At 73.3% G+C, this 18,567-nt stretch carries 20 protein-coding genes; 8 read left to right on the top strand and 12 right to left on the bottom strand.

Going from position 1 to position 18,567, the window contains the following annotated elements:
- Nucleotides 1–33 precede the first annotated feature (33 nt).
- Nucleotides 34–417 carry a hypothetical protein gene (locus DQ384_RS01910; protein ID WP_114026878.1) on the bottom strand — a complete coding sequence of 128 codons (384 nt, stop codon included), beginning with the start codon at nt 415–417 and terminating at the stop codon, nt 34–36.
- Nucleotides 418–733: 316 nt separating this feature from the next.
- Here DQ384_RS01910 and DQ384_RS42010 point away from each other — a divergent pair, with 316 nt between their 5' ends.
- From DQ384_RS42010 to DQ384_RS01900, 3 genes are all read left to right on the top strand, one after another.
- Nucleotides 734–1,138, top strand: coding sequence for a maleylpyruvate isomerase N-terminal domain-containing protein (locus DQ384_RS42010; protein WP_220182724.1), 405 nt, complete (start codon nt 734–736; stop codon nt 1,136–1,138).
- Nucleotides 1,139–1,180: 42 nt separating this feature from the next.
- Nucleotides 1,181–1,375: a hypothetical protein gene (locus tag DQ384_RS42005; protein ID WP_220182723.1), complete on the top strand. Its 195-nt coding sequence runs from the start codon at nt 1,181–1,183 to the stop codon at nt 1,373–1,375.
- A 90-nt stretch (nt 1,376–1,465) separates the two neighbouring features.
- Nucleotides 1,466–2,167 carry an RraA family protein gene (locus tag DQ384_RS01900; RefSeq protein ID WP_114026877.1) on the top strand — a complete coding sequence of 234 codons (702 nt, stop codon included), beginning with the start codon at nt 1,466–1,468 and terminating at the stop codon, nt 2,165–2,167.
- 81 nt (nt 2,168–2,248) lie between these two features.
- Here DQ384_RS01900 and DQ384_RS01895 read toward each other — a convergent pair whose 3' ends face one another.
- The 4 genes from DQ384_RS01895 to DQ384_RS01880 form a co-directional block, all read right to left on the bottom strand.
- Nucleotides 2,249–3,385, bottom strand: coding sequence for an aminotransferase class V-fold PLP-dependent enzyme (locus tag DQ384_RS01895; protein WP_114026876.1), 1,137 nt, complete (start codon nt 3,383–3,385; stop codon nt 2,249–2,251).
- Nucleotides 3,386–3,458: 73 nt separating this feature from the next.
- Entirely contained in the window at nt 3,459–4,694 is a 1,236-nt protein-coding gene (locus tag DQ384_RS01890) for a cytochrome P450 (RefSeq protein WP_114026875.1), read from the bottom strand.
- A 94-nt stretch (nt 4,695–4,788) separates the two neighbouring features.
- The gene (locus DQ384_RS01885; RefSeq protein WP_114026874.1) at nt 4,789–5,700 is read right to left on the bottom strand and encodes a phosphotransferase; all 912 of its coding nucleotides are present in this window, start codon (nt 5,698–5,700) and stop codon (nt 4,789–4,791) included.
- Nucleotides 5,697–7,064, bottom strand: coding sequence for a helix-turn-helix domain-containing protein (locus DQ384_RS01880; protein ID WP_114026873.1), 1,368 nt, complete (start codon nt 7,062–7,064; stop codon nt 5,697–5,699). The genes DQ384_RS01885 and DQ384_RS01880 overlap by 4 nt, the downstream gene beginning before the upstream one ends.
- Before the next feature lie 256 nt (nt 7,065–7,320).
- Between DQ384_RS01880 and DQ384_RS01875 the strand changes: the two genes are divergently transcribed.
- Both DQ384_RS01875 and DQ384_RS01870 read left to right on the top strand, forming a co-directional pair.
- Nucleotides 7,321–7,866: an ATP-binding protein gene (locus tag DQ384_RS01875; protein WP_181870970.1), complete on the top strand. Its 546-nt coding sequence runs from the start codon at nt 7,321–7,323 to the stop codon at nt 7,864–7,866.
- A 158-nt stretch (nt 7,867–8,024) separates the two neighbouring features.
- The gene (locus tag DQ384_RS01870; RefSeq protein ID WP_245966181.1) at nt 8,025–9,545 is read left to right on the top strand and encodes an FG-GAP repeat protein; all 1,521 of its coding nucleotides are present in this window, start codon (nt 8,025–8,027) and stop codon (nt 9,543–9,545) included.
- 69 nt (nt 9,546–9,614) lie between these two features.
- Here DQ384_RS01870 and DQ384_RS01865 read toward each other — a convergent pair whose 3' ends face one another.
- The 4 genes from DQ384_RS01865 to DQ384_RS01850 all read right to left on the bottom strand — a co-directional run bounded on the left by DQ384_RS01865 (nt 9,615) and on the right by DQ384_RS01850 (nt 13,251).
- Nucleotides 9,615–11,171, bottom strand: a complete 1,557-nt coding sequence (locus DQ384_RS01865; protein WP_114026870.1) for an alkaline phosphatase D family protein — start codon at nt 11,169–11,171, stop codon at nt 9,615–9,617.
- 208 nt (nt 11,172–11,379) lie between these two features.
- On the bottom strand, nt 11,380–11,658 hold the full coding sequence (locus DQ384_RS01860) for a GlsB/YeaQ/YmgE family stress response membrane protein (RefSeq protein ID WP_114026869.1): 279 nt from the start codon (nt 11,656–11,658) through the stop codon (nt 11,380–11,382).
- Nucleotides 11,659–11,773: 115 nt separating this feature from the next.
- Nucleotides 11,774–12,379, bottom strand: coding sequence for an HAD family hydrolase (locus DQ384_RS01855; RefSeq protein WP_114026868.1), 606 nt, complete (start codon nt 12,377–12,379; stop codon nt 11,774–11,776).
- Between the two features lie 20 nt (nt 12,380–12,399).
- On the bottom strand, nt 12,400–13,251 hold the full coding sequence (locus tag DQ384_RS01850; protein WP_114026867.1) for a hypothetical protein: 852 nt from the start codon (nt 13,249–13,251) through the stop codon (nt 12,400–12,402).
- A gap of 246 nt (nt 13,252–13,497) precedes the next feature.
- On the opposite strand from DQ384_RS01850, the gene arfB reads away from it, so the two are divergent.
- A complete protein-coding gene (arfB, locus tag DQ384_RS01845; protein WP_114026866.1) occupies nt 13,498–13,923 on the top strand; it encodes an alternative ribosome rescue aminoacyl-tRNA hydrolase ArfB in 426 nt (141 codons plus the stop codon).
- A gap of 181 nt (nt 13,924–14,104) precedes the next feature.
- Here the strand turns inward: arfB and DQ384_RS01840 are convergent, their stop codons facing one another.
- Together DQ384_RS01840 and DQ384_RS01835 are read right to left on the bottom strand one after the other, a co-directional pair.
- Nucleotides 14,105–14,740, bottom strand: coding sequence for a DinB family protein (locus tag DQ384_RS01840; protein WP_114026865.1), 636 nt, complete (start codon nt 14,738–14,740; stop codon nt 14,105–14,107).
- A gap of 39 nt (nt 14,741–14,779) precedes the next feature.
- Nucleotides 14,780–15,562 carry an HAD-IIA family hydrolase gene (locus DQ384_RS01835; protein WP_114026864.1) on the bottom strand — a complete coding sequence of 261 codons (783 nt, stop codon included), beginning with the start codon at nt 15,560–15,562 and terminating at the stop codon, nt 14,780–14,782.
- A 158-nt stretch (nt 15,563–15,720) separates the two neighbouring features.
- Between DQ384_RS01835 and DQ384_RS01830 the strand changes: the two genes are divergently transcribed.
- On the top strand, nt 15,721–16,506 hold the full coding sequence (locus tag DQ384_RS01830) for an aminotransferase class IV family protein (RefSeq protein ID WP_220182722.1): 786 nt from the start codon (nt 15,721–15,723) through the stop codon (nt 16,504–16,506).
- 60 nt (nt 16,507–16,566) lie between these two features.
- On the opposite strand, the gene DQ384_RS01825 is transcribed toward DQ384_RS01830, so the two are convergent.
- Nucleotides 16,567–17,469 carry a TIGR03619 family F420-dependent LLM class oxidoreductase gene (locus tag DQ384_RS01825; protein ID WP_114026862.1) on the bottom strand — a complete coding sequence of 301 codons (903 nt, stop codon included), beginning with the start codon at nt 17,467–17,469 and terminating at the stop codon, nt 16,567–16,569.
- A gap of 41 nt (nt 17,470–17,510) precedes the next feature.
- Here DQ384_RS01825 and DQ384_RS01820 point away from each other — a divergent pair, with 41 nt between their 5' ends.
- The gene (locus tag DQ384_RS01820) at nt 17,511–18,512 is read left to right on the top strand and encodes an aminoglycoside phosphotransferase family protein (RefSeq protein WP_220182721.1); all 1,002 of its coding nucleotides are present in this window, start codon (nt 17,511–17,513) and stop codon (nt 18,510–18,512) included.
- Nucleotides 18,513–18,567: the final 55 nt, after the last annotated feature.

Raw genomic sequence — 18,567 nt, 5'->3', positions numbered from 1 at the left:
CGCTGCCGGGAAGGACAGCGGCTCGCCGGGCCATCAGCGGCGGCAGATCTCGAGCGTGTGGGTCGACACGGCCCGCCCGCGGTGGTCGCGGGGCGGGGCGCGGCTGGAGGTCCCCGGCGGGGTGACGCGGACGGGTTCCCCGGCCGCGCTGGGCGGGACGAGCGCGAGCGGCGTCTGGACGCTGACCGCGCAGTCCCAGCCGGGCAGCATGAACGCCTCGGGATGGGCCGACCGGTCACGGTGGTCGTGCGCCGGGTGATCCGCGCACGAGTCCACCACCAGCACGCCCGGCGGGGCGGGACGGTGGTGCGGGGCGGTGGCGTGCGCCCACAGGTGCGCCAGGGTGACGATCCCGACCAGCACGGCCAGCCACGCCGCCCAGCGTGGCCTTCCCGCGCACCGCCCCGTGACATCCATGACTGATCACTACAAGTAGCAGAATGATCGCATAGCGCTGGTGATGGGGATGTCAGCCGCGTGTATGCGAACCGCGTGGGACGGCCGGCCCGTCCCGGGGGGCCGTGGGGGCGCCGCGCCGCCGGGCAGGCCGAAGATCGGGCGTAGCATGAGCCTTCTCGGGGCCGGGGGATGTCAGGGGTCCGGAAACCAGGGTCACGGCACGGGCATCGCCGGCCCGGTTCGGTTCGTCCGGGCCGGTCGACGTGGCCCGGCGCCGCCGACGTCCCCGGCGTCGCGACCGGGTCAGGGACGAGGCACACGAGGAGAGTGCGGGATGACCGGTATCAGAGACGACTTCCTGGCCACGGCCCGCTCGGCGGCGGGGCTGCTCCGCGAGCCGGCCGTGGCCGCGGCCTGGGACGCGCCGAGCGCACTGCCGGAGTTCCGTGTGAGCGGGCTCGCCGGGCACCTCGCCTATCAGGTGCTCGCCCTGCCGCCGATCCTCGCCGGGCCGGAGGCGCGGGAGCGGACCATCTCCCTGCTGGACCACTACGACCGCGCCAAGTGGAACGGCGCCCCCGTTGACGACGAGTTCAACGTGCGGATCCGCGACGGCGGCGAGGAGGTCGCGGCGCAGGGCCCCGCGGCGCTGACGGCGCGGGTGGACGCCGTCGTCAAGGAGCTGGCCGGCACCCTGCCGGGGGTGGCGCCGGACCGGCCGGTGCGCCTCCCGCTGTGAGGGCCGTGGTCGCTGACGCTCGACGACCTGCTGGTCACCCGCATGATGGAGCTGGCGGTGCACTCCGACGACCTGGCGGTCAGCGTCGGCGTCCCGACGCCCCCGCTGGACCCGGGCGCCGTCGACACCGTGATCGGCCTGCTGTCGCGCCTGGCGGTCCGCCGCCACGGGCCGGTGAACGTGCTGCGGGCGCTCAGCCGCGCCGAGCGCGCCCCGGCCCTCATCAACGCCATCTGAGACGCCGCCCCTCCGGGGCGGGTTCCACGCGGCACGGCCTCCCGGGGCGCCGCGCTTCCAGAGACACCGCATGAGACGACGGGAGATGGCATGGACCACGAGGAGCTTCAGCGGCGGTTCGCGACGCTGACCACCGCCCATCTGGCCGACGCGTGCATCCGCGCCCGCGTGCCGGTGCGCTGCGCGTCGCTGACCGCCGTGGCGCCGGGCGGGCGCCTGGCCGGCCGCGTGGCGCCCGCGGTGCACGCCGGCAGCGTCGACGTCTTCCTGGAGGCGTTCGAGCGGGCCGCGCCCGGCGACGTGCTGGTGGTCGACAACGGCGGGCGGACAGACGAGGCCTGCGTCGGCGACCTGGTGGTCCTGGAGGCGCGGGCCGCCGGGCTGGCGGGCATCGTCGTCTGGGGCCTGCACCGCGACACCGCCGACATCCGGGCGATCGGGCTGCCGGTGTTCAGCCTGGGCGCGATCCCGACCGGCCCGCTGCGGCTGGACGAACGGCCGCCGGGCGCGCTGGAGGCGGCCATGGTGGGCGAGTGGACGGTGAGCCGTGAGGACGTGGCCCTGGCCGACGACGACGGCGTGCTGCTCATCCCGGCCGCCGCGGCCGGGGACCTGTTCCCGCTCGCCGAGACGATCCGCGACGCCGAGCGGCGGCAGGCCGACCGGATCCGCCTGGGCGTGTCCCTGCGCGAGCAGGTCGGGTTCGGCGCCTACCTCCAGGCGCGCTCGGGGCAGCCGTCCCTGACCTTCCGCGACCACCTGCGCGCGGTCGGCGGGGCCATCGAGGAGTGACCCGGGGCTCGGCGGCCCGTCCGCCCGATCACCGGGCGGCCCAGTCCTTGCGGCCCAGTCCCTGCGGGCCGGTCGAGGTCGTCAGGTGAGGATCCGCCGCAGACCATCCGCGAGGCGCTCGAAGTCCCGCTCGGTGTTGTAGACCTGCGCGGACAGGCGCACCAGGCCCGCGCCGGGCCACGGTTTCACCCCGGCCCTGACCTGGAACCGCCGGAAGATCTCGGCCGACAGCGCCTCCGCCCGGGGGTGGGTGACGGCGACGCCCTCGGGCAGGCGCAGGACGCGCATGGACAGCTCCGGGTCCGCCCGCCACGGCCGCAGGCCCGTGCCCGCCGCGACGATCTCCTGCCCGCGCGCGGCCAGCGCGGCGTTGCGGGAGCGCACGGCGTTCGCGCCGAGCCCGTCCAGCAGCCGGATGCCGTACGGCGCGGCGAGCCAGGCCGTGTAGTCGCGGGTGCCCTGGAACTCGAGGCTCCTCGGGAAGCCGTCGCCCAGGTAGAAGGAGGGGATGAGCGGCTCCACCCGCTCGCGCCACGCCGGGTCCACCGCGAGCACGCCCGACGAGCGGGGGGCGAACGCCCATTTGTGCAGGTTGCCGGTCCAGAAGTCGGCGCCGATCTCGCTGACGTCCACATCGAGCATGCCGGGCGCGTGCGCGGCGTCCACGATCGTGACGACGCCGCGGGCGCGCAGCGCCTCCACCAGGTCGCGCGCCGGCAGCAGCCGCGCGGTGTTGGAGGTGATCTGGTCGAAGACGGCGACCTTCGTCCGGGGGGTGACGGCGCCGAGGAACGCCGCGGCCGCGTCGGCACCCGTCCAGTCGCCGTCGGAGCCGCCGGGGAGCGTCACCTTGACCACCTCGGCGCCCGTGCGCTCCGCCCTGCGGCGCGCGGCGATCTCGACCGCGCCGTAGACGTGGTCGCCGATGAGGATCTCGTCGCCCGGCGCGAGCGGCACGCTGTTCAGCGCGATCGCCACGCCCTCGGTGACGTTGTGCACGAACGAGAGGCCCTCGGGGGCGGCGCCCAGGAACGCGGCGACCTCGTCCCTGGCCTTGGCGATGCGGTCCAGGACGGTGGCGAAGAACACGTCGGGGTCGCGCTCGGCCTCGCGGCGCAGCTCGTCCTGCCGGTCGTGCACGGCGGTGGGCGCCGCGCCGAAGGAGCCGTGGTTGAGGTGCGCGACGGCCGGGTCCAGGCTGAAGTCTTCGATGTCCACGAACCGGACATTAACCTGCGGAGCCGGACCGCCCGGCGAGCGGCCCGGCCGTTCGCGCCCGCCGTCCGTCGCGCTAGAAGGCGAAGCCCTGCGCGCGGACGCTGTTGTCGAAGTTGGACAGCAGCAGCTCGGGCTCGCCGACGGACCTGATGCCGGGCAGCCGGGTGAACAGCTCCCGGTACATGATCTTGATCTCCTGGCGCGCGAGGTTGGCGCCGAGGCAGAAGTGCGGCCCGGGGCCGCCGAACCCGACGTGCGGGTTGGGCCTGCGGGTGATGTCGAAGCGGCCGGCGTCCGGGAAGACCTCCTCGTCGCGGTTGGCCGAGCCGTAGAACAGCACCACCTTGTCGCCGGGCGCGAACCGCACCCCGCGCATCTCGTACGGCTCGGTGACCGTGCGCCGGAACTGCATGATGGGCGAGACGTACCGGACGGTCTCCTCGATGGCCCCGCCGATGTGGGCCTCGAAGTCGCCCGCCAGGCGCTCGCGCTCGCCGGGGTTGTCGGTGAGCAGCTTGAGCCCGTGCGCCATCGTGTTGCGCGCGGTCTCGTTGCCCGCGACCAGCAGCAGCGTGAAGAAAGAGCCGAGTTCCTTCGGCGTCAGCCGCTCGCCGTCGACGTTGGCGTTCACCAGGGCCGAGACCAGGTCGTCGGCGGGCTCGCGCGCGCGCTCGCGTCCCAGCCGCATCACCAGCCGCTGGAGGGCGAAGAGCGCCGCCATGTTGCGGCCCGCCATCGCCACCGTGCGCGGCAGGCTCATGCGCACCCCCGTGTAGGCGGTGGAGACGTCCACGTGCGCGTGCACCCGGGCGCGGATGCCGTCGGGGACGCCCATCATGTCGCAGATGACGTTGATGGGCAGCCGGGCGGCGACCTGCGCGACGAAGTCCCGGGGCCCCTGCTCCACGACGTCGTCCACGATGCGCTCGGCGGCCTTCTGGATGCCCGAGTCCAGCCGGGCGAGCATCTTGGGCGAGAACGCGCGCGAGACGATGCGGCGCAGGCGCGCGTGCCGGGGGTCGTCCAGGTTGACCATCGAGTCGCCGAAGACGTGCTTCACCCAGCCCGGCGGCTCGGGGTTGGTCACGGCCGGCTCGCTGGAGAAGACCTTGGCGTTGCGGCTGGCCTCGACCACGTCGGCGTGGCGCACCAGCGCGTGGAAGCCCGCGCCCGAGCGCAGCAGCGGCACCCGGCGCTCGGCGAAGAACACCGGACGGTCCAGCGCGCGCAGCCGCGCGAAGTCGCGCTCGCGCTCGTGCGGCGGCCTGCGCCAGAACGCGAGGTCCGCGAGGTCGATGCCCGTCTCCATCGCCGTTGTCACGGTCTCATCCTGGCACGCCCGCGAGGGCGGGGGCCGCGCGTCGGCGCGAGACGCACGGCCGGGACGGGCCTCTCGGGGGCGGTCAGCTGTACGGCTGCCACCGGGCGGTCAGGTCGCGGGCCTTGTACGTGCGCATGCGGTGCTCCCACTGCGCGCGCACGGCCGGGTTGCTGCGCAGGATGGGCAGCACGCTGGTGACCAGCTTCAGCTCCCGCAGGCGGCGCAGCACGGGAAAGCCGTCCCACTCCATGACGTCCATGCCGTAGTGCTTGGCCAGGAGGGCGTGGTCGTCGCCGGGGTAGTCCAGGCGCAGGCGGCCCACCGCCACGGGCGTCAGGTCCCACTCGCGCGGGCCGATGGTCGTGCCGTCGAAGTCGCACAGCACCGGGCCGCGGCGCCCGGCGATGAGGTTGCCGAGGAACGCGTCGCCGTGGATGGCCCCCGGCGGCAGCACGAACCGCAGCCCGGCCAGCGCCTCCTCGATCTCGTCGCACTCGGCGACGAGGAAGGCGTGGTCGGCGGCGCCGAGGTCCTCGGGCTCGGCGAGCCGCTGGCGGACCTCCTCCATCGGCGACCACGCCGGCAGCCCTCCGGGCGGGCGGGGCAGCCGGTGCAGGCGGCGCAGCAGCGCGGCGAGGTGGGCGCCGTCCGGGCGGGGGCCGACGTCGGGGACCTGCGCCCACAGGGTCACCACCTGGCCGTTCAGGCGGATGGGCTGCGCGATGTCGGGCAGCAGCCGCACCGCCGGGAAGCTGTGGCTCTCCAGCCATCGGGCGACCCGCACGACGGTGTCCACGCGCTCACGGGCGGCGGTGGACCCGGCGACGCGGACGACCACCGGGTCCTCGCGCAGCCGGAACACGGCGTTGTTGGTGAACTTGATCAGCTCGGCGCCGGTGGGGTCCAGCCCCACGCCGCCGCACACGGCCTTCAGCAGCGACCGCAGGTTCTCCCGGGTGAGACCCTCCGACGGGTCGATCGTCGCGACGCTCATAGGGCCCGCACGTCCAGGATGCGCTGGCACAGGTCGCGGACCCCGGAGTCGCGCGACAGTCCCTGCGAGGCGTGCTGCAGGGGCTCCAGGCGGTCGACGGTCCTGATCGACCTGATCTGCGTGACCAGCGTGACGGCCTTGTTGCCGTTGTCCACGCCGTTCTCGACGTCGCCGAGGAGCAACTGGACCGTGGCCAGGGCGATCAGCTCGAAGACCTTACTTCGCGCGTAGGTCTCGCTGCGTTCGCGCACGCTGCCGGACAGCAGCTCGGCCGCCTTGGCCAGATGCCCGGCGTGCCGGTCGGCGAGCGCCGAGTGCATCATGCCGGCCGCGGCCTTCAGATCGGCCTCGCCGAAGAACTGGACCCAGCACGGCGCGGTTGTGCGGTCGGCGCGGTTGAACTCGTCATGGGCCCGGTCGAGCGACTTCAGCGCGAGCTTGCGGTCCCCGAGCAGGCCGTACGCCCACGCCTCGTTCGCGCACAGCATGGCGACGGTCAGCTCGCAGCTGGCGTCCTGGGCGCAGATCTGGCCGAGCTGGAAGAACCGCAGCGCGTCCTCGATGCGCCACAGGTGCAGGTGGACCCGGCCCATGCGGTACAGGATGTTCGCCGCGAGCGAGGGGTCGCCCGCGTGCTTGGCCTGTTCCAGCGCCCGGGACAGGTGGCGGCGCGCGTGGCCGTGCAGGCCGATGTCGAAGGACGTCCATCCCGCCAGGTTGTGCTGGTCGGCCAGGGCCCGGTGCAGCCGCCGGCCGACCTCCTCCGAGCAGGAGGCGCGGAGCAGGCGCTGCGACCAGGCGAGCTGCGCGACCACCGCGTCCCGGCAGACGCCGCCGCCGTAGCGGTAGTCGAGCGTGCGCAGGGCGCTGGTGACGGACTCGACCTGGGCGACCTCGGTCTCGCCGATCCGCCCGGGGACGGGGGTGTCGATGCGGGCCAGCGGCAGCGCCCAGTCGTCCGTGCGCGCGACCGCCGCGCCGATGGTGACCTGGGCGGCGTGCGCGAGCAGGCGGCGCACCTGCTCGTCCTCGTCGGCGTCGTCCTCCTCTCCGGCCGAGGCGACCGCGACCACGCCGCGCGAGGAGTCGTCGTAGGCGAGCCCCATGTAGCCGCGCGGGATGGCGAGGCCGTCCGCGATGCGCACCAGGACGTCGTAGGCCATCACCTGCCGCCCGTTGAGGATCTCGCTGATCTCGGACTGTGACTGCCCCGTCAGCGCGGCGATACGGCGCTGGGAGACTCCGACGCGCTGCAGTAAGAGGTATACGGTGGCGATGTCCCGCATTGCGAGGGCTTGCCGCATTTGGGGCCGCTCCCAGACGGTGAAGCTGATCGCCTGGTCGCTCGCATGAGTGACGTTCATGCCGACCTTTCGACAGTCAAGTGAGCTGACCTCCCAATTAACCAGCTCGCGGGGGGTGCGGGAGGGGCGAATGAGAGGACCGATCGTGCGGGCTGATCGGTTCGGCCGATCGCGGTCAGATACGGGATGGGTATCGGTGGGACGGCTTACCACCGCGTGCAAGGTTCGCCCACCATCGAATCCATACCCCGGGGGGATCACCGCGCGCTTCCTCCGCCCATCTCACACGTCGAGATCACAGGGAGTGATTCAGCTCATGCGCGCCGAGCAGTCCGTGCACAAGGAGGCTCTCCATCGCACCGGGGTCCTGGAGGAGGAGCGGCGGGCCGGCGACGGCCCGCGGAATTCCTGCCGCGACGCCTTCCGGGTCCTCGTCACGGCCCTGCGGCCGGGATCGGCGTCCCGTGCCGCACGCCGGGCCGTCCGCGACACGCTGGCGCGTGCGGGCGTGCCCGAGGAGGGGATCGGCGACGCCGAGATCATCGTCGCCGAGCTCGCGGCCAACTCCGAGAAGCACGCGCGGGGGCCCTACGAGCTGCGCATCCACTGCCTGAGCGGCATCCCCGTGTGGTGCGAGATGGTCGACGGCGAGCGGGAGCTGGGCGAGATCCCGGACCTCCTGGCCCGCCTGCACACCACGCCGGCCGGGCCGGAGACGGGCCTCTCGTTCGCCGAGAGCGGGCGCGGGCTGCTGCTGGCGCACAAGCTGTCGGACGGGCACTGCTACGCGTACCCCACCACGATGTCGTCGGGCGCGGGGGCCGGGAAGGCGGTCGCCTTCGCCCTGCCGGCGCCCGTGTGAGCCCGGCACCTCCCGGCCGGTCGCATATGCCGGGATAGACCCAGGTGGAGCGGGTGCCGCCGGGTAGGTCCGGGTGGTAGGACGCGTTCAGGTGCCCGACGCGGGAACTTCATACTGCGGTGGGACGGATGTCCGGATCGAAGGAGACGATCCGGAGTATGAGAGCCTCGCGCGCCTCCTGCCTTCTCGCCACGGCCGCCCTCGCCGCCGCGGGCCTCCACGCCCCCGTCCCGGCCTCCGCCGCGTCCGCCGTGACCCGCGGGTCCGTGTCCGGCACGCGCATGGGGCCCGCCGTGCCCATCCTGCCCGTCGTGGCCACGGCGCCGGCCACGTCCGCCCGCGCCGGGGCGGCGTGCGGCGCCCCCGACCTCGCCGTCGCCGCGCCGTACGACACGGTGGACGGCCAGGCGCGGGCCGGGACCGTGACGCTCTACCGGAACGGGAAGAAGACCGCCGTCCTCGCCCAGGGCTCCGGCGGCGTGGGCGACACCCCCGAGCGCGGCGACTCCTTCGGCTCGGCGGTCGTCACCGGGGACTTCGACGGCGACGGCTGCGCCGACCTCGCGATCGGCGCGTCCGAGGAGTTCGCGGGCACCCCGGTCCCCGACGGGGCCGACGGCAACGGCATCGTGCACCTGCTGCGCGGCACGGCGCGCGGCCTCGTCCCCGCCGGGACGCTGGAGGTGACCCGCCTCGGCCGCACCCGCGACACCGACCGCTTCGGCGCGGCGCTGGCCGCCGCGGACCTCGACGGCGACGGCGACGACGAGCTGGCCGTCGGCATCCCCGGCCTCGAGGAGGGTGGCGGCGTCGGCGTGTTCGGCCTGAACGGGCGCGCGATGCCCGGCAAGGGCACGCTGATCACCCAGGCGACGCCCTGGGTCGCCCAGGAGCACACGGAGACCGACCAGTTCGGCGCCGCCCTCGCCGCCGGGGACTTCGACGGCGACGGCCGGGCCGAGCTGGCGATCGGCGCACCCGGGGAGAACATCGGCACCACCTCCGGCGCGGGCGCGGTGACGATCGCCGATCTGCGGGCCCGGCAGGCGGGCGTCTACACCCAGAACAGCCCCGGCATGGCCGGCGAGGCCGAGAAGTGGGACAACCTGGGAGCGGCGCTGGCGTCCGGCGACTTCGACCACGACGGCCGCGACGACCTCGCCGTCGGGGTCCCCGGCGAGGGGCTGGACTCCCTGCAGGACGGGCCGATGTACGGCAACGGCGCCGTCCACGTGCTGTACGGCACGCGGCGGGGGCTGACCGCGATCGGCAGCGAGTTCTGGTCGCGCAAGACCAAGGGCATCAAGGGCAGGAGCCTGAACACCGACCGCCTCGGCTCCGCGCTCGCGGCGGGCGACCTCAACGGCGACGGCGACGCCGAGCTCGCCATCGGCCTGCCCGGCGCGGGCCAGGTGCTCGTCCTGGCCGGCACCCGCAGCGGCGGCCTCACGGCCAACCACCACGTCTTCGTCAGCGGCCGGGCGGGCCACCCGGGCGACCTGTTCGGCTCCTCGCTCGCGATCACCGGCTCCCGCCTGGTCGTCGGCTCCCCCGGCGCCGCCCGCGTCACCGTGATCCCCTCCTCGGTCCGCATCGGCTCCTACGCGGGCCTGCGCACGGGAGGCGCCCGCACGCTCACCGGCGGCGCGAAGGGCCTCTTCGGCTTCGCCGTCTCCTAGCCCCCGCGATATGGAACGGGCCGCCCACCGGATCTCCGGTGGGCGGCCCGTCGGCGTGGAGCCGGGCCCTCAGGTGAGGGTGCGCTCGCCCGCGGGGACGGTGAAGGTGGCGGCCGTCCTGGCGGGGGCGCCCTTGCGGCTGATGTAGTCGAGGGTCCTGAAGTCCGCGGTGAGCTGCTCGGGGGTCGCGGTGCACATGATGTAGCCGCGGCGCTCGTTGAGGAACTTCAGGGACGGGTTCTCGTCCAGCAGGGCGGCGTCGCGGGCCGGGTCGTGGTAGCCGTCGCCGTCGCTGGAGATCGAGGTGCTGACCAGCTCGACGCCGACCCGCTCGGCGCCGGGGTCGTCGAAGTCGGCCGTGAGGTCGGAGGCCGAGGCCACGTGGGCGTCCCCGGTGAGCACGACCGGGTCGCCGGACGCCGCGGTGGCCAGGGTGCGCAGCAGGCGGTCGCGGTCGGCCGGGTAGCCGTCCCAGGCGTCCACGTTGAGCTCCCGGCCGGGGCCGAGGTGGTAGTCGCGCTGCCCGACCACGACCTGCTGGGCGATCAGGTTCCACGTCGCCGGGGAGGCGCCGAGCCCCGAGGCGAGCCACTTCATCTGGTCGTCGCCCATCATGACCCGCTCCTGGCCGAGCCGCTCGTCGCAGCCGGACCGCATGCCGTCGCCGCACGGCTGGTCGTCGCGGAACTGGCGCGTGTCGAGCAGGTGGAAGGTGGCCAGCGAGCCCCACGCGACCCGCCGGTTGATCTTCACCTGCCTGCCGCGCGCGACGGACGAGGCGCGCAGCGGCATGTGCTCGTAGTACGCCTGGAACCCCGCCGCCTTGCGCGCCTCGAAGCCGGGCACGAGCGTGCCGGGGACGTCGCCGGCCCAGTTGTTCTCGACCTCGTGGTCGTCGAAGATGACCAGCCACGGGCTGCCCTGGTGGGCCAGTTGCAGGTCGCCGTCGGTCTTGTACTGGGCGTGCCGCACGCGGTAGTCGGCCAGGGTCTGCAGCTTGCCGCCCGCGTGACGGCGCACGTTGCCCTGCGCGGCCGTGTAGACGCCGCCGGAGTACTCGTAGATGTAGTCGCCGAGGTGGACCACCAGGTCGGGGTGCTGCTCGGCCATCCGGCGGTAGGCGGTGTAGTAGCCGTGCTCGTACTGGGCGCAGGACACCGCCGCGAAGGTGAAGGACCCGGACGTGGTGGCCCGGTCCGGCGTGGTGCGCGTCCGCCCCGCGGGCGAGAGGTGGCCGTTCGCCCGGAAGCGGTAGAAGTACTCGCGGCCGGGCCGGAGACCCTCGACCTCGACGTGCACGGCGTGCGCCGAGCCGGGGCGCGCGGTCGCCGTGCCACCGCGCACGACCCGGCGGAAGCGCTCGTCCTCGGAGACCTGCCAGGCGACCTCCACGTCCCGGGACGGCATGCCGCCGTGGCCGTCGGGGGCCAGCGGGTCGGGGGCCAGGCGCGTCCAGAGCACGAAGCCGTCCGGGGCCGGGTCCCCGGAGGCGATGCCGAGCGTGAACGGGTCCGGCGCGAGGCGGCCGGCCCGTGTGGAGGCGGTCCACGAGGCGGCCTCAGGCGGTCCGGACGCGGCGGCGGACGCGGGCACCAGTAGGCCACCGGCCCCCGCCGCCGCGGCCATCAGGAATACTCTTCGTGACGGGTTCTGCTCCACACCCTAAGTGCAGACCGCACGCCTGACCTGCGGGCAAGTGTCCGATGTCGGCCGCATGAACAACTGCCGCACAGGCGGGCGAGTTACCCACCGTGATTGAACACCCGCCGACGCCGAGGCGACGACTTCCGGGATCCCGGGCGAAGTTTCGCCGCGCGGACCGGGCGGGCGCCGGTCAGGTCACCTTGCTGCGGCCCCTGCCGTACAGGCTGGTCGCGATGAGGACTCCGACGATGGCGAGGACGATCTGCAGGATCAGCTCCAGCCAGTCGATGCCCCGGGTCGCGGCGACGCCGAGCGCGCCGGCGATGGCGGTGCCGATGAGGGCCGCCACGATACCGATGACGATCGTCAGCCAGAGCGGGATGTTCTGCCGCCCTGGGATGAGAAGCCGCGCGATCACGCCGATCACCAGACCGACGATGACCGCGCTGAAGATACCGGTGACTGCCATGACCCGCCTCCGTTGTTTCGGTCGTCATCCATATGCCCAAAAAAGGAACGACCGATACTCGTGCCCATCACCGAGCCTCCGGCACGGCGGGGTCGGGGCGCTTTGGAGGCGGGGTTCACGGTGCGTCGGGGGCGCCCGTCGCCGCTCTGAGGGCGTCGCGGAGGGAGGCGGCGCCGCGGAAGTGGATGGCGGACATGCCCGCCGACTCGGCGCCGGCGACGTTCACCAGGCGGTCGTCGACGAACACGAACTCCGACGGGCGGGCGCCCAGCTGCGCCGCCACGCGCAGGTAGATCTCGGCGTCGGGCTTCACCAGGCCCAGGTGGCCGCTGTAGAAACGGGCGTTCATGGTCGTGACCCAGGGCATCAGCTCGATGCGGTCGGCCAGGCACACGGGCGCGTTGGACAGCAGCGCGACCCGCGTCCCCGACGCGCGCAGCTCCTCGATGATCGCCACGGTGTCCTCGTTGATGTGGCTCCAGCTCTCGACGTCGAGCCGCACCAGGCGCTCGACCTCGGGGTCGCGCATGCGGCGGCCGAGGACCTCCGACCAGTACGCGCCGGGCGAGAGCACTCCTCGGTCGAACTCCAGCCGGTGCTCCCAGTACCCCTGCCAGAAACGGTCGAAGTCGACGCCCGCCGCCTCGGCCAGCCGCACGCGGTCGTCCTCGGGCTGAGCGTGGCTCAGCACTTCCCCGTAGTCGAAGAGCACCCATTTCATGATCGCGATATTACCGAACGTCAGCCTTTGAGGAACGGTTCCAGGTGCTCGTTCACCGCGCCGCAGCCGAGGTAGTTGCGCACGGTGTGGAAGTCGGCCCAGTCGATGTTCACCCTCTCGTCCAGGGTGACGCCGTCGAACGTGCCCTTCAGCGCGCCCGGAATGGCGGCGATGTCGTCCTTGTCGGCGATGTTGATCCAACGGCGCACTCCTCGGGGGCACCGGCCCCGCCCGCCCTGCGGCAGGGGCTGGAGCCGCTCGAAGATCACCCCGCGCATGCCGAGCGGGCTGCCGAGGGTGATCAGCAGCTCGACGGACAGGTCCTGGTAAGCCCACAGCGCCTCGTACGTCACGACGCTGCCCAGCGAGTGGGCGATGACGACCTGGGGGCGGTTGCGGCGGATCGTCTCGGCCACGGCGTCGCGCGCCCGCACCCGGGCGGCGGCGTCCGCGCTCGCGAGGTAGGCGGCGACCTCGGGGCAGAAGTCCTCGGCGAAGTCCTTGGCGTGCGGCCCGAGCCGCGTCAGCAGCCATTCGGCGAAGCGGTGGATCAGCCCCGTGAGCCTCTCGCCCGCGAAGTCGCCGACCTGGCCCATCTGCTTCATCCACGCGGCGAGGACGAGCTGGGACTCGGCGTCCATCTTCCGCAGGTCGCTCTTGGTGGCGGCCGGGGTCTCCTTGCGCAGCAGGTGCGCGTAGTAGGCGACCTCGCTGACGTAGGACTGCCCGGTGTAGGGGGCGCCGCCGGTCAGCCCGGCGTGCAGGTAGCGGTCCCATTTCGCGCGCATGGTGTCGGCCGCGCCCTTGGCCGTGCCCGCCGCCTGGAAGTACTTGTACTTGCCGATGCCGTGAACCCCCACGATCGCCGCCACCGCACGGTCCTCCCACGGTTGGTCGCCCGCCCTCGCCGGGTACGGCTGACGCCTGCTCAGGAACATGCACACTGTGCCCGACCGTCGTGATCACCACAAGCCGATGCGCGACTTCGGCAGGACACACTCGCCTGTGGGAAAGGACCAGGCGCGCCCGGCCTCCGTCCGGCCTCCGTCACCGGCCGTCGCGCCGCGCACGGACAAATGGGTTGATCAGTGACGGGAGTGTCCGGTTACGCTGGTGCAATGCCTGGTCCGCTCCTCGTCGGCGGCTCTGTCTCCATCCCGGAGGCCGAGCTCGGCTGGCGTTTCTCGCGTTCGTCCGGGCCGGGCGGCCAGGGCGTCAACACCACCGACAGCCGCGTCGAGCTGAGCTTCGACGTGGCGGCCACCACGGCCCTTCCCCCACCGCTGAAGGCCCGCGCCCTGGAACGGCTCGCCCCCCGGCTCGTCGACGGCGTCCTCACGATCAGCGCCTCGGAGTACCGCTCGCAGCTGCGCAACCGCGAGGCCGCCAAGGCCCGCCTGGCGCACGCGCTCGCCCAGGCCATCGCTCCCCCGCCGAAGAACCGGCGTGCGACCAAACCATCCCGAGGCGCCGTCGAACGCCGCCTGACCGCCAAACGCCACCGCTCCGCCCTCAAACGCCTCCGCCGCACCGACGACGCCTGACGACAGCCCCCTTCCCGAACCGCCGCGCCGGAGGCGCGGCCATAGGCACGTTCGGGGCGCGGCGGTGTTCTGGAGCGGTCGCGGGGGAGGGTGAGGGACGATCCCTTGCCCGCGACCGTGGAAGAACACCGACTCTCAGGCGTCCCGAACCGCCGTGCCGGAGGCGCGGCCATAGGCACAGTCAAGCGCGATCTTGCATCTCCCAGATGTGGTCGATCACGTGCCAGGCGATGCGGCGGGCCGCGTAGCGGGCCGGCCAGCCGCTGGGGACGACCGGGGAGCCGTCGGACGGCTTGCTCAGGACCTCGGCGATCTCGTCGCGCATCGCGGCCCGCGCGGCGCGGTCGAGCAGGCCGAACGGGCGGTGCCGGACGCCGATCTTGCGCGCGTACGCCCGCTCGGCCTCCACCACGTGGGACGCCATCTTGTCGCGGTCCCTGCCACCGCCCCGGGGCCCTTTGCGCAGTTCCTCGGGGGAATTCGCGGTGACCTCGTCGAAGAGCTCCCAGGAGGCCCGGATCAGCGCCACGTCGCGCTCGGCCACCGCCGCGTCGACCGGCCGCAGGTCGATGTCCGGAATGGCCGCCGGGGCCCCGAAGTCGGTGGTCCTGTCCCCGGGCGTCCGCTCGACCACGGTGAAGGCGTCCGGTTCGAACGGCATGCGGGCCCGCGCGGCGATCTCCCGGTAGCGCGGCACGTACCGCGTCAGCGTCTCCAGCGCGTCCTCCTCGTTCCTGCCGACGCGGCACCATCCCGGCCAGTCGTAGGCGCAGGCGAAGACCTTCTTGGGGCCGATCTCCAGATATACATCGGTCATCTCGCCATACTCCCCCCTGTACCTGCCAGGTCAGGTCAGCTATTCGACCAGGTCGATGAGATCCGCCACCGAGTCCACCACCCGCGAGGGCCGGAACGGGTAACGGTCGATCTGGTCCTTGGACGTCACCCCGGTCAGGACCAGGATCGTGTGCAGGCCGGCCTCCATGCCCGCGACGACGTCGGTGTCCATGCGGTCGCCGATCATCGCCGTCGTCTCGCTGTGCCCGTCGATCGCGTTCAGCGCGCTGCGCATCATCATCGGGTTCGGCTTGCCCACGAAATACGGCTCGACACCCGTGGCCTTGGTGATCATCGCCGCGACCGCGCCGCAGGCCGGCAGCGACCCCTCGGCGGACGGCCCGATCGGGTCGGGGTTGGTCGCGATGAAGCGACTGCCCGCGTCGATGAGCCGGATCGCCCGGGTGATCGCCGTGAAGCTGTAGGTGCGGGTCTCACCGAGCACCACGTAGTCGGGGGCGGTGTCGGTGAGGACGTACCCCACCTCGTGCAACGCCGTGGTCAGCCCCGCCTCGCCGATCACGTACGCCGAACCCCCCGGCCGCTGGTCGCCGAGGAACTTCGCGGTGGCCAGCGCCGACGTCCAGATCGACTCGGGGGGCACCTCCAGGCCGGCGCCGCGCAGGCGCACCGAAAGGTCGCGAGGGGTGTAGATCGAGTTGTTCGTCAGGACGAGGAACCGCTTCCCCACGTCGCGCAGCTTCCGGATGAACTCATCCGCACCCGGCACCGGGCTTCCCTCATGGACGAGCACACCGTCCATATCGGACAACCAGCTCTCTATCGGCTTGCGCTCGTTCACCGTTCTCCTGAGTTTCGGGGGTCACTTTCACCACTTTCCATACGAATCCAGGATGACAGGTGCCTCACCACGGTCGTCACCCACTCCGCATCCGTCCGCGCCCATCACGACCAGGGCGCCCTGCCGGATTCGGGTCCCTCCGGCTAGAGTCCGTGAAGGTGGAGCGAATCGAGATCAACGGGGCCCCCGCCACCGTCGAGGATCTTCGGCATCCGGCCCTGCGCAACTACGGGCACTTCACCGCCATGCAGGTGCGCGACCGCAGGGTCAGGGGGCTCGGCCTGCACCTGGACCGGCTGGACACCGCCACCCAGGAGCTGTTCGGCCGCGAGCTGGACGGCGAGCTGGTGCGCGCCCGCGTCCGGCACGCCCTGAGGGGCGACGTCCGCGACGCCTCCGTCCGCGTATACATCTTCGGCCGCGACCTGCCCACCTGGGGCGAGGTCGAGCCGTGCGTCATGGTCACCGTCCGGCCGCCGCAGGACCCGCCGAACCCGCCGCGCAACGTCTGGCCCGCCCCCTACCAGCGCCCGGTGCCGCACATCAAGCACGTGGGCGGCTTCGGCCAGACGTACTACCTGCGCATGGCCGAGCGGGCCGGCTACGACGAGGCCCTGCTGGTGGCGCCCGACGGCACCATAGCCGAGGGCGCGATCACCAACATCGGCTTCTCGGACGGCGAGTCGATCGTCTGGCCCGACGCGCCCATGCTGCGCGGGATCACGATGACGCTCGTCGAGCGGGGGCTGGCCCAGATGGGCGTCCCGGCCCGCCGCCAGGTCGTGCGCCTGGGGGACCTGCCCGCGCTGCGGTCGGCGTTCCTCACCAACTCCTGGGGCGTCATGTCGGTCGAGCGGGTGGGCCGGCGGCGCTTCACCGTCGACTACCCGCTGATGAAGACGCTCCAGGACGCCTACGAGAGGAACCCCTGGGACCTGATCTGAACGTGAGGCGCCCCGGCGGGGCCCGGCCGCCGAGACGTCCCCGGACGCCGGGCCGGGCGGCTAGGGCGCCAGGGCCGTCAGGGCCTCCTCGGCGCGGCGCATCGATTCGTCCGGGTCGGCGTCGGGGGCGGAGATCTCGGGGTCGAAGTTCAGGTCGTGGAACAGCTCGGTGAGGCCCGTGGACGCCAGCGCCTCGACGTCCGCGCGGATCTCCTCGAGCGAGCCGGTCAGCCGCGGCCGGTCGGGCAGGCCCGCCTCCCTGACCTTGGTGACGCCCCGGCAGACGAACCTCAGCGCCTCCGGGTCGCGCCCGGCGTTACGAGCGGCGTCCTTTACAATGTAGATCTGCTCGTGGATGGTCGACAGGTCCGCTCGGCTGGAGCTGATCCAGCCGTCGGCCAGCTCCCCCGCGCGGCGCAGCGCGACCTCGGCCGTCCCGCCGAGCAGCACCGGCGGGGGCGCCGGGCGCGGCTTCGGGTCCTGATGGGACGGCGGGATCTCGTAGAACTCGCCCTTGTGCGAGATGACCTCGTCGGTCCAGAGCCGCCGCAGCACCTGCAGGTACTCCACCGCCCTGCGCCCCCGGCCCTCCATGGGGACGCCCGAGGCGATGAACTCCTCCGGCAGCCACCCCAGCCCGAACCCGGCGTCCAGCCGCCCTTCCGAGAGGTCCTGCAACGTCGCGAGCTGCTTGGCGAGCAGGGCCGGCGAGTAGAACGGCAGGTTCACCACCGCGAGCCCGAGCCGGATGCCCTCGGTGATCCCCGCCAGGTACGACAGCGTGACGATCGGATCCTGCACGGCGCGGTAGACCGGGCCCATCGGATGGCCCACCGGGTAGAGGAGCCGCTGGAACGTCCACAGCGACGCGTAGCCGAGCTCCTGCGCCCGGCGGGCGACCCGGGCCATGTTCGCCGGCGTCGCCCACGGGCCCGACACAGGTACCCCGAAGCCAATCTCCATGAGATCACCTTAGGACCTGGACGCCGCCGTAGATTGGACCGGTGACGGTGCGGGACGAGGACGCGTCGGCCCCCGTTCTGGCGCGGCGCCTCGCGCGCGTCGCCGGCGAGGGGTCCTGGACATTGCTGAAGAACACGCGGGTGACGGTCGTCCGCGCCGGCGACGTCGTGGTCAAGGCGCACCCGCCCGAGACCGACGAGACGGCGCTGGCCGCGCGCCTGCGCCTGGCCGCCGGGCTGCCGGGAGTGCTGCTGCCCCCGGCGTCGGCCGAGGTCGGGCACGTCGACGGCCGCCCGGTCACCGTGTGGCCCGCGGGCGAGCCCGTGGACCCGCGCGACCCCGGCGCCGCGCCGTGGGAGCCCGCCGCCGAGCTGCTCGCCCGCCTGCACGCCGCCCCCGTGGACGGCCTGGCCCTGCCCCCGGCGGGCGGCCCCGCGCGGGTGGTCCGCGCCGTCGCGCTCCTGGACGGCCTGGACGCCGCGTACGCGGCTCCGGTCGCGGTGATCCGCGAGGCCTTCGGGACGCTGCCCCGGGAGGTGCGGACGGCGCGGGAGGGCACGGTCGCGAGGACGGAGCGCATGGACGCGGGGACCGCCCGCGAGGGCGCGGCCCCGCCCGTGACCGTCCCGAGCCCCCGGTCCCCGGACGGCGGCGGGCCGCCGCGGGCGTGGCTCACGCACGGCGACTGGCATCTCGGGCAGATCATCCGCTACCAGGGCGAATGGCTGCTGATCGACGTGGACGACCTCGGCGCGGGCGTCGCCGCGTGGGATCTGGCCCGGCCCGCCGCCTGGTACGCAACGGGCCTGCTGGACCCGGCCGCCTGGGAACGCTTCCTCGGCGCCTACCTCGCCGCGGGCGGATCGGCCGTCCCCACCGGGGATCCGTGGCGGGAACTGGACGTGCCCGCCCGCGCGTTGACGGTGCAATTGGCGGCCACCGCTGTGGCGGCGGCGGGCACGGAGGGCCGTCCCCTCGACGAGGTCGAGCGGGCCCTGGTCTCCTCCTGCGGAAGGATCACGCGCACCGCCGCCGCGCAGTAGGGTCGTCTCAGGGCCAGTTCTGAAGGAGATCGTCTCGATGCGTTGCCCGAAGTGC

This window comes from Sphaerisporangium album (genome assembly GCF_003323745.1).
Classification (GTDB): domain Bacteria; phylum Actinomycetota; class Actinomycetes; order Streptosporangiales; family Streptosporangiaceae; genus Sphaerisporangium; species Sphaerisporangium album.
This window is presented reverse-complemented; position numbering and strand designations above follow the sequence as displayed.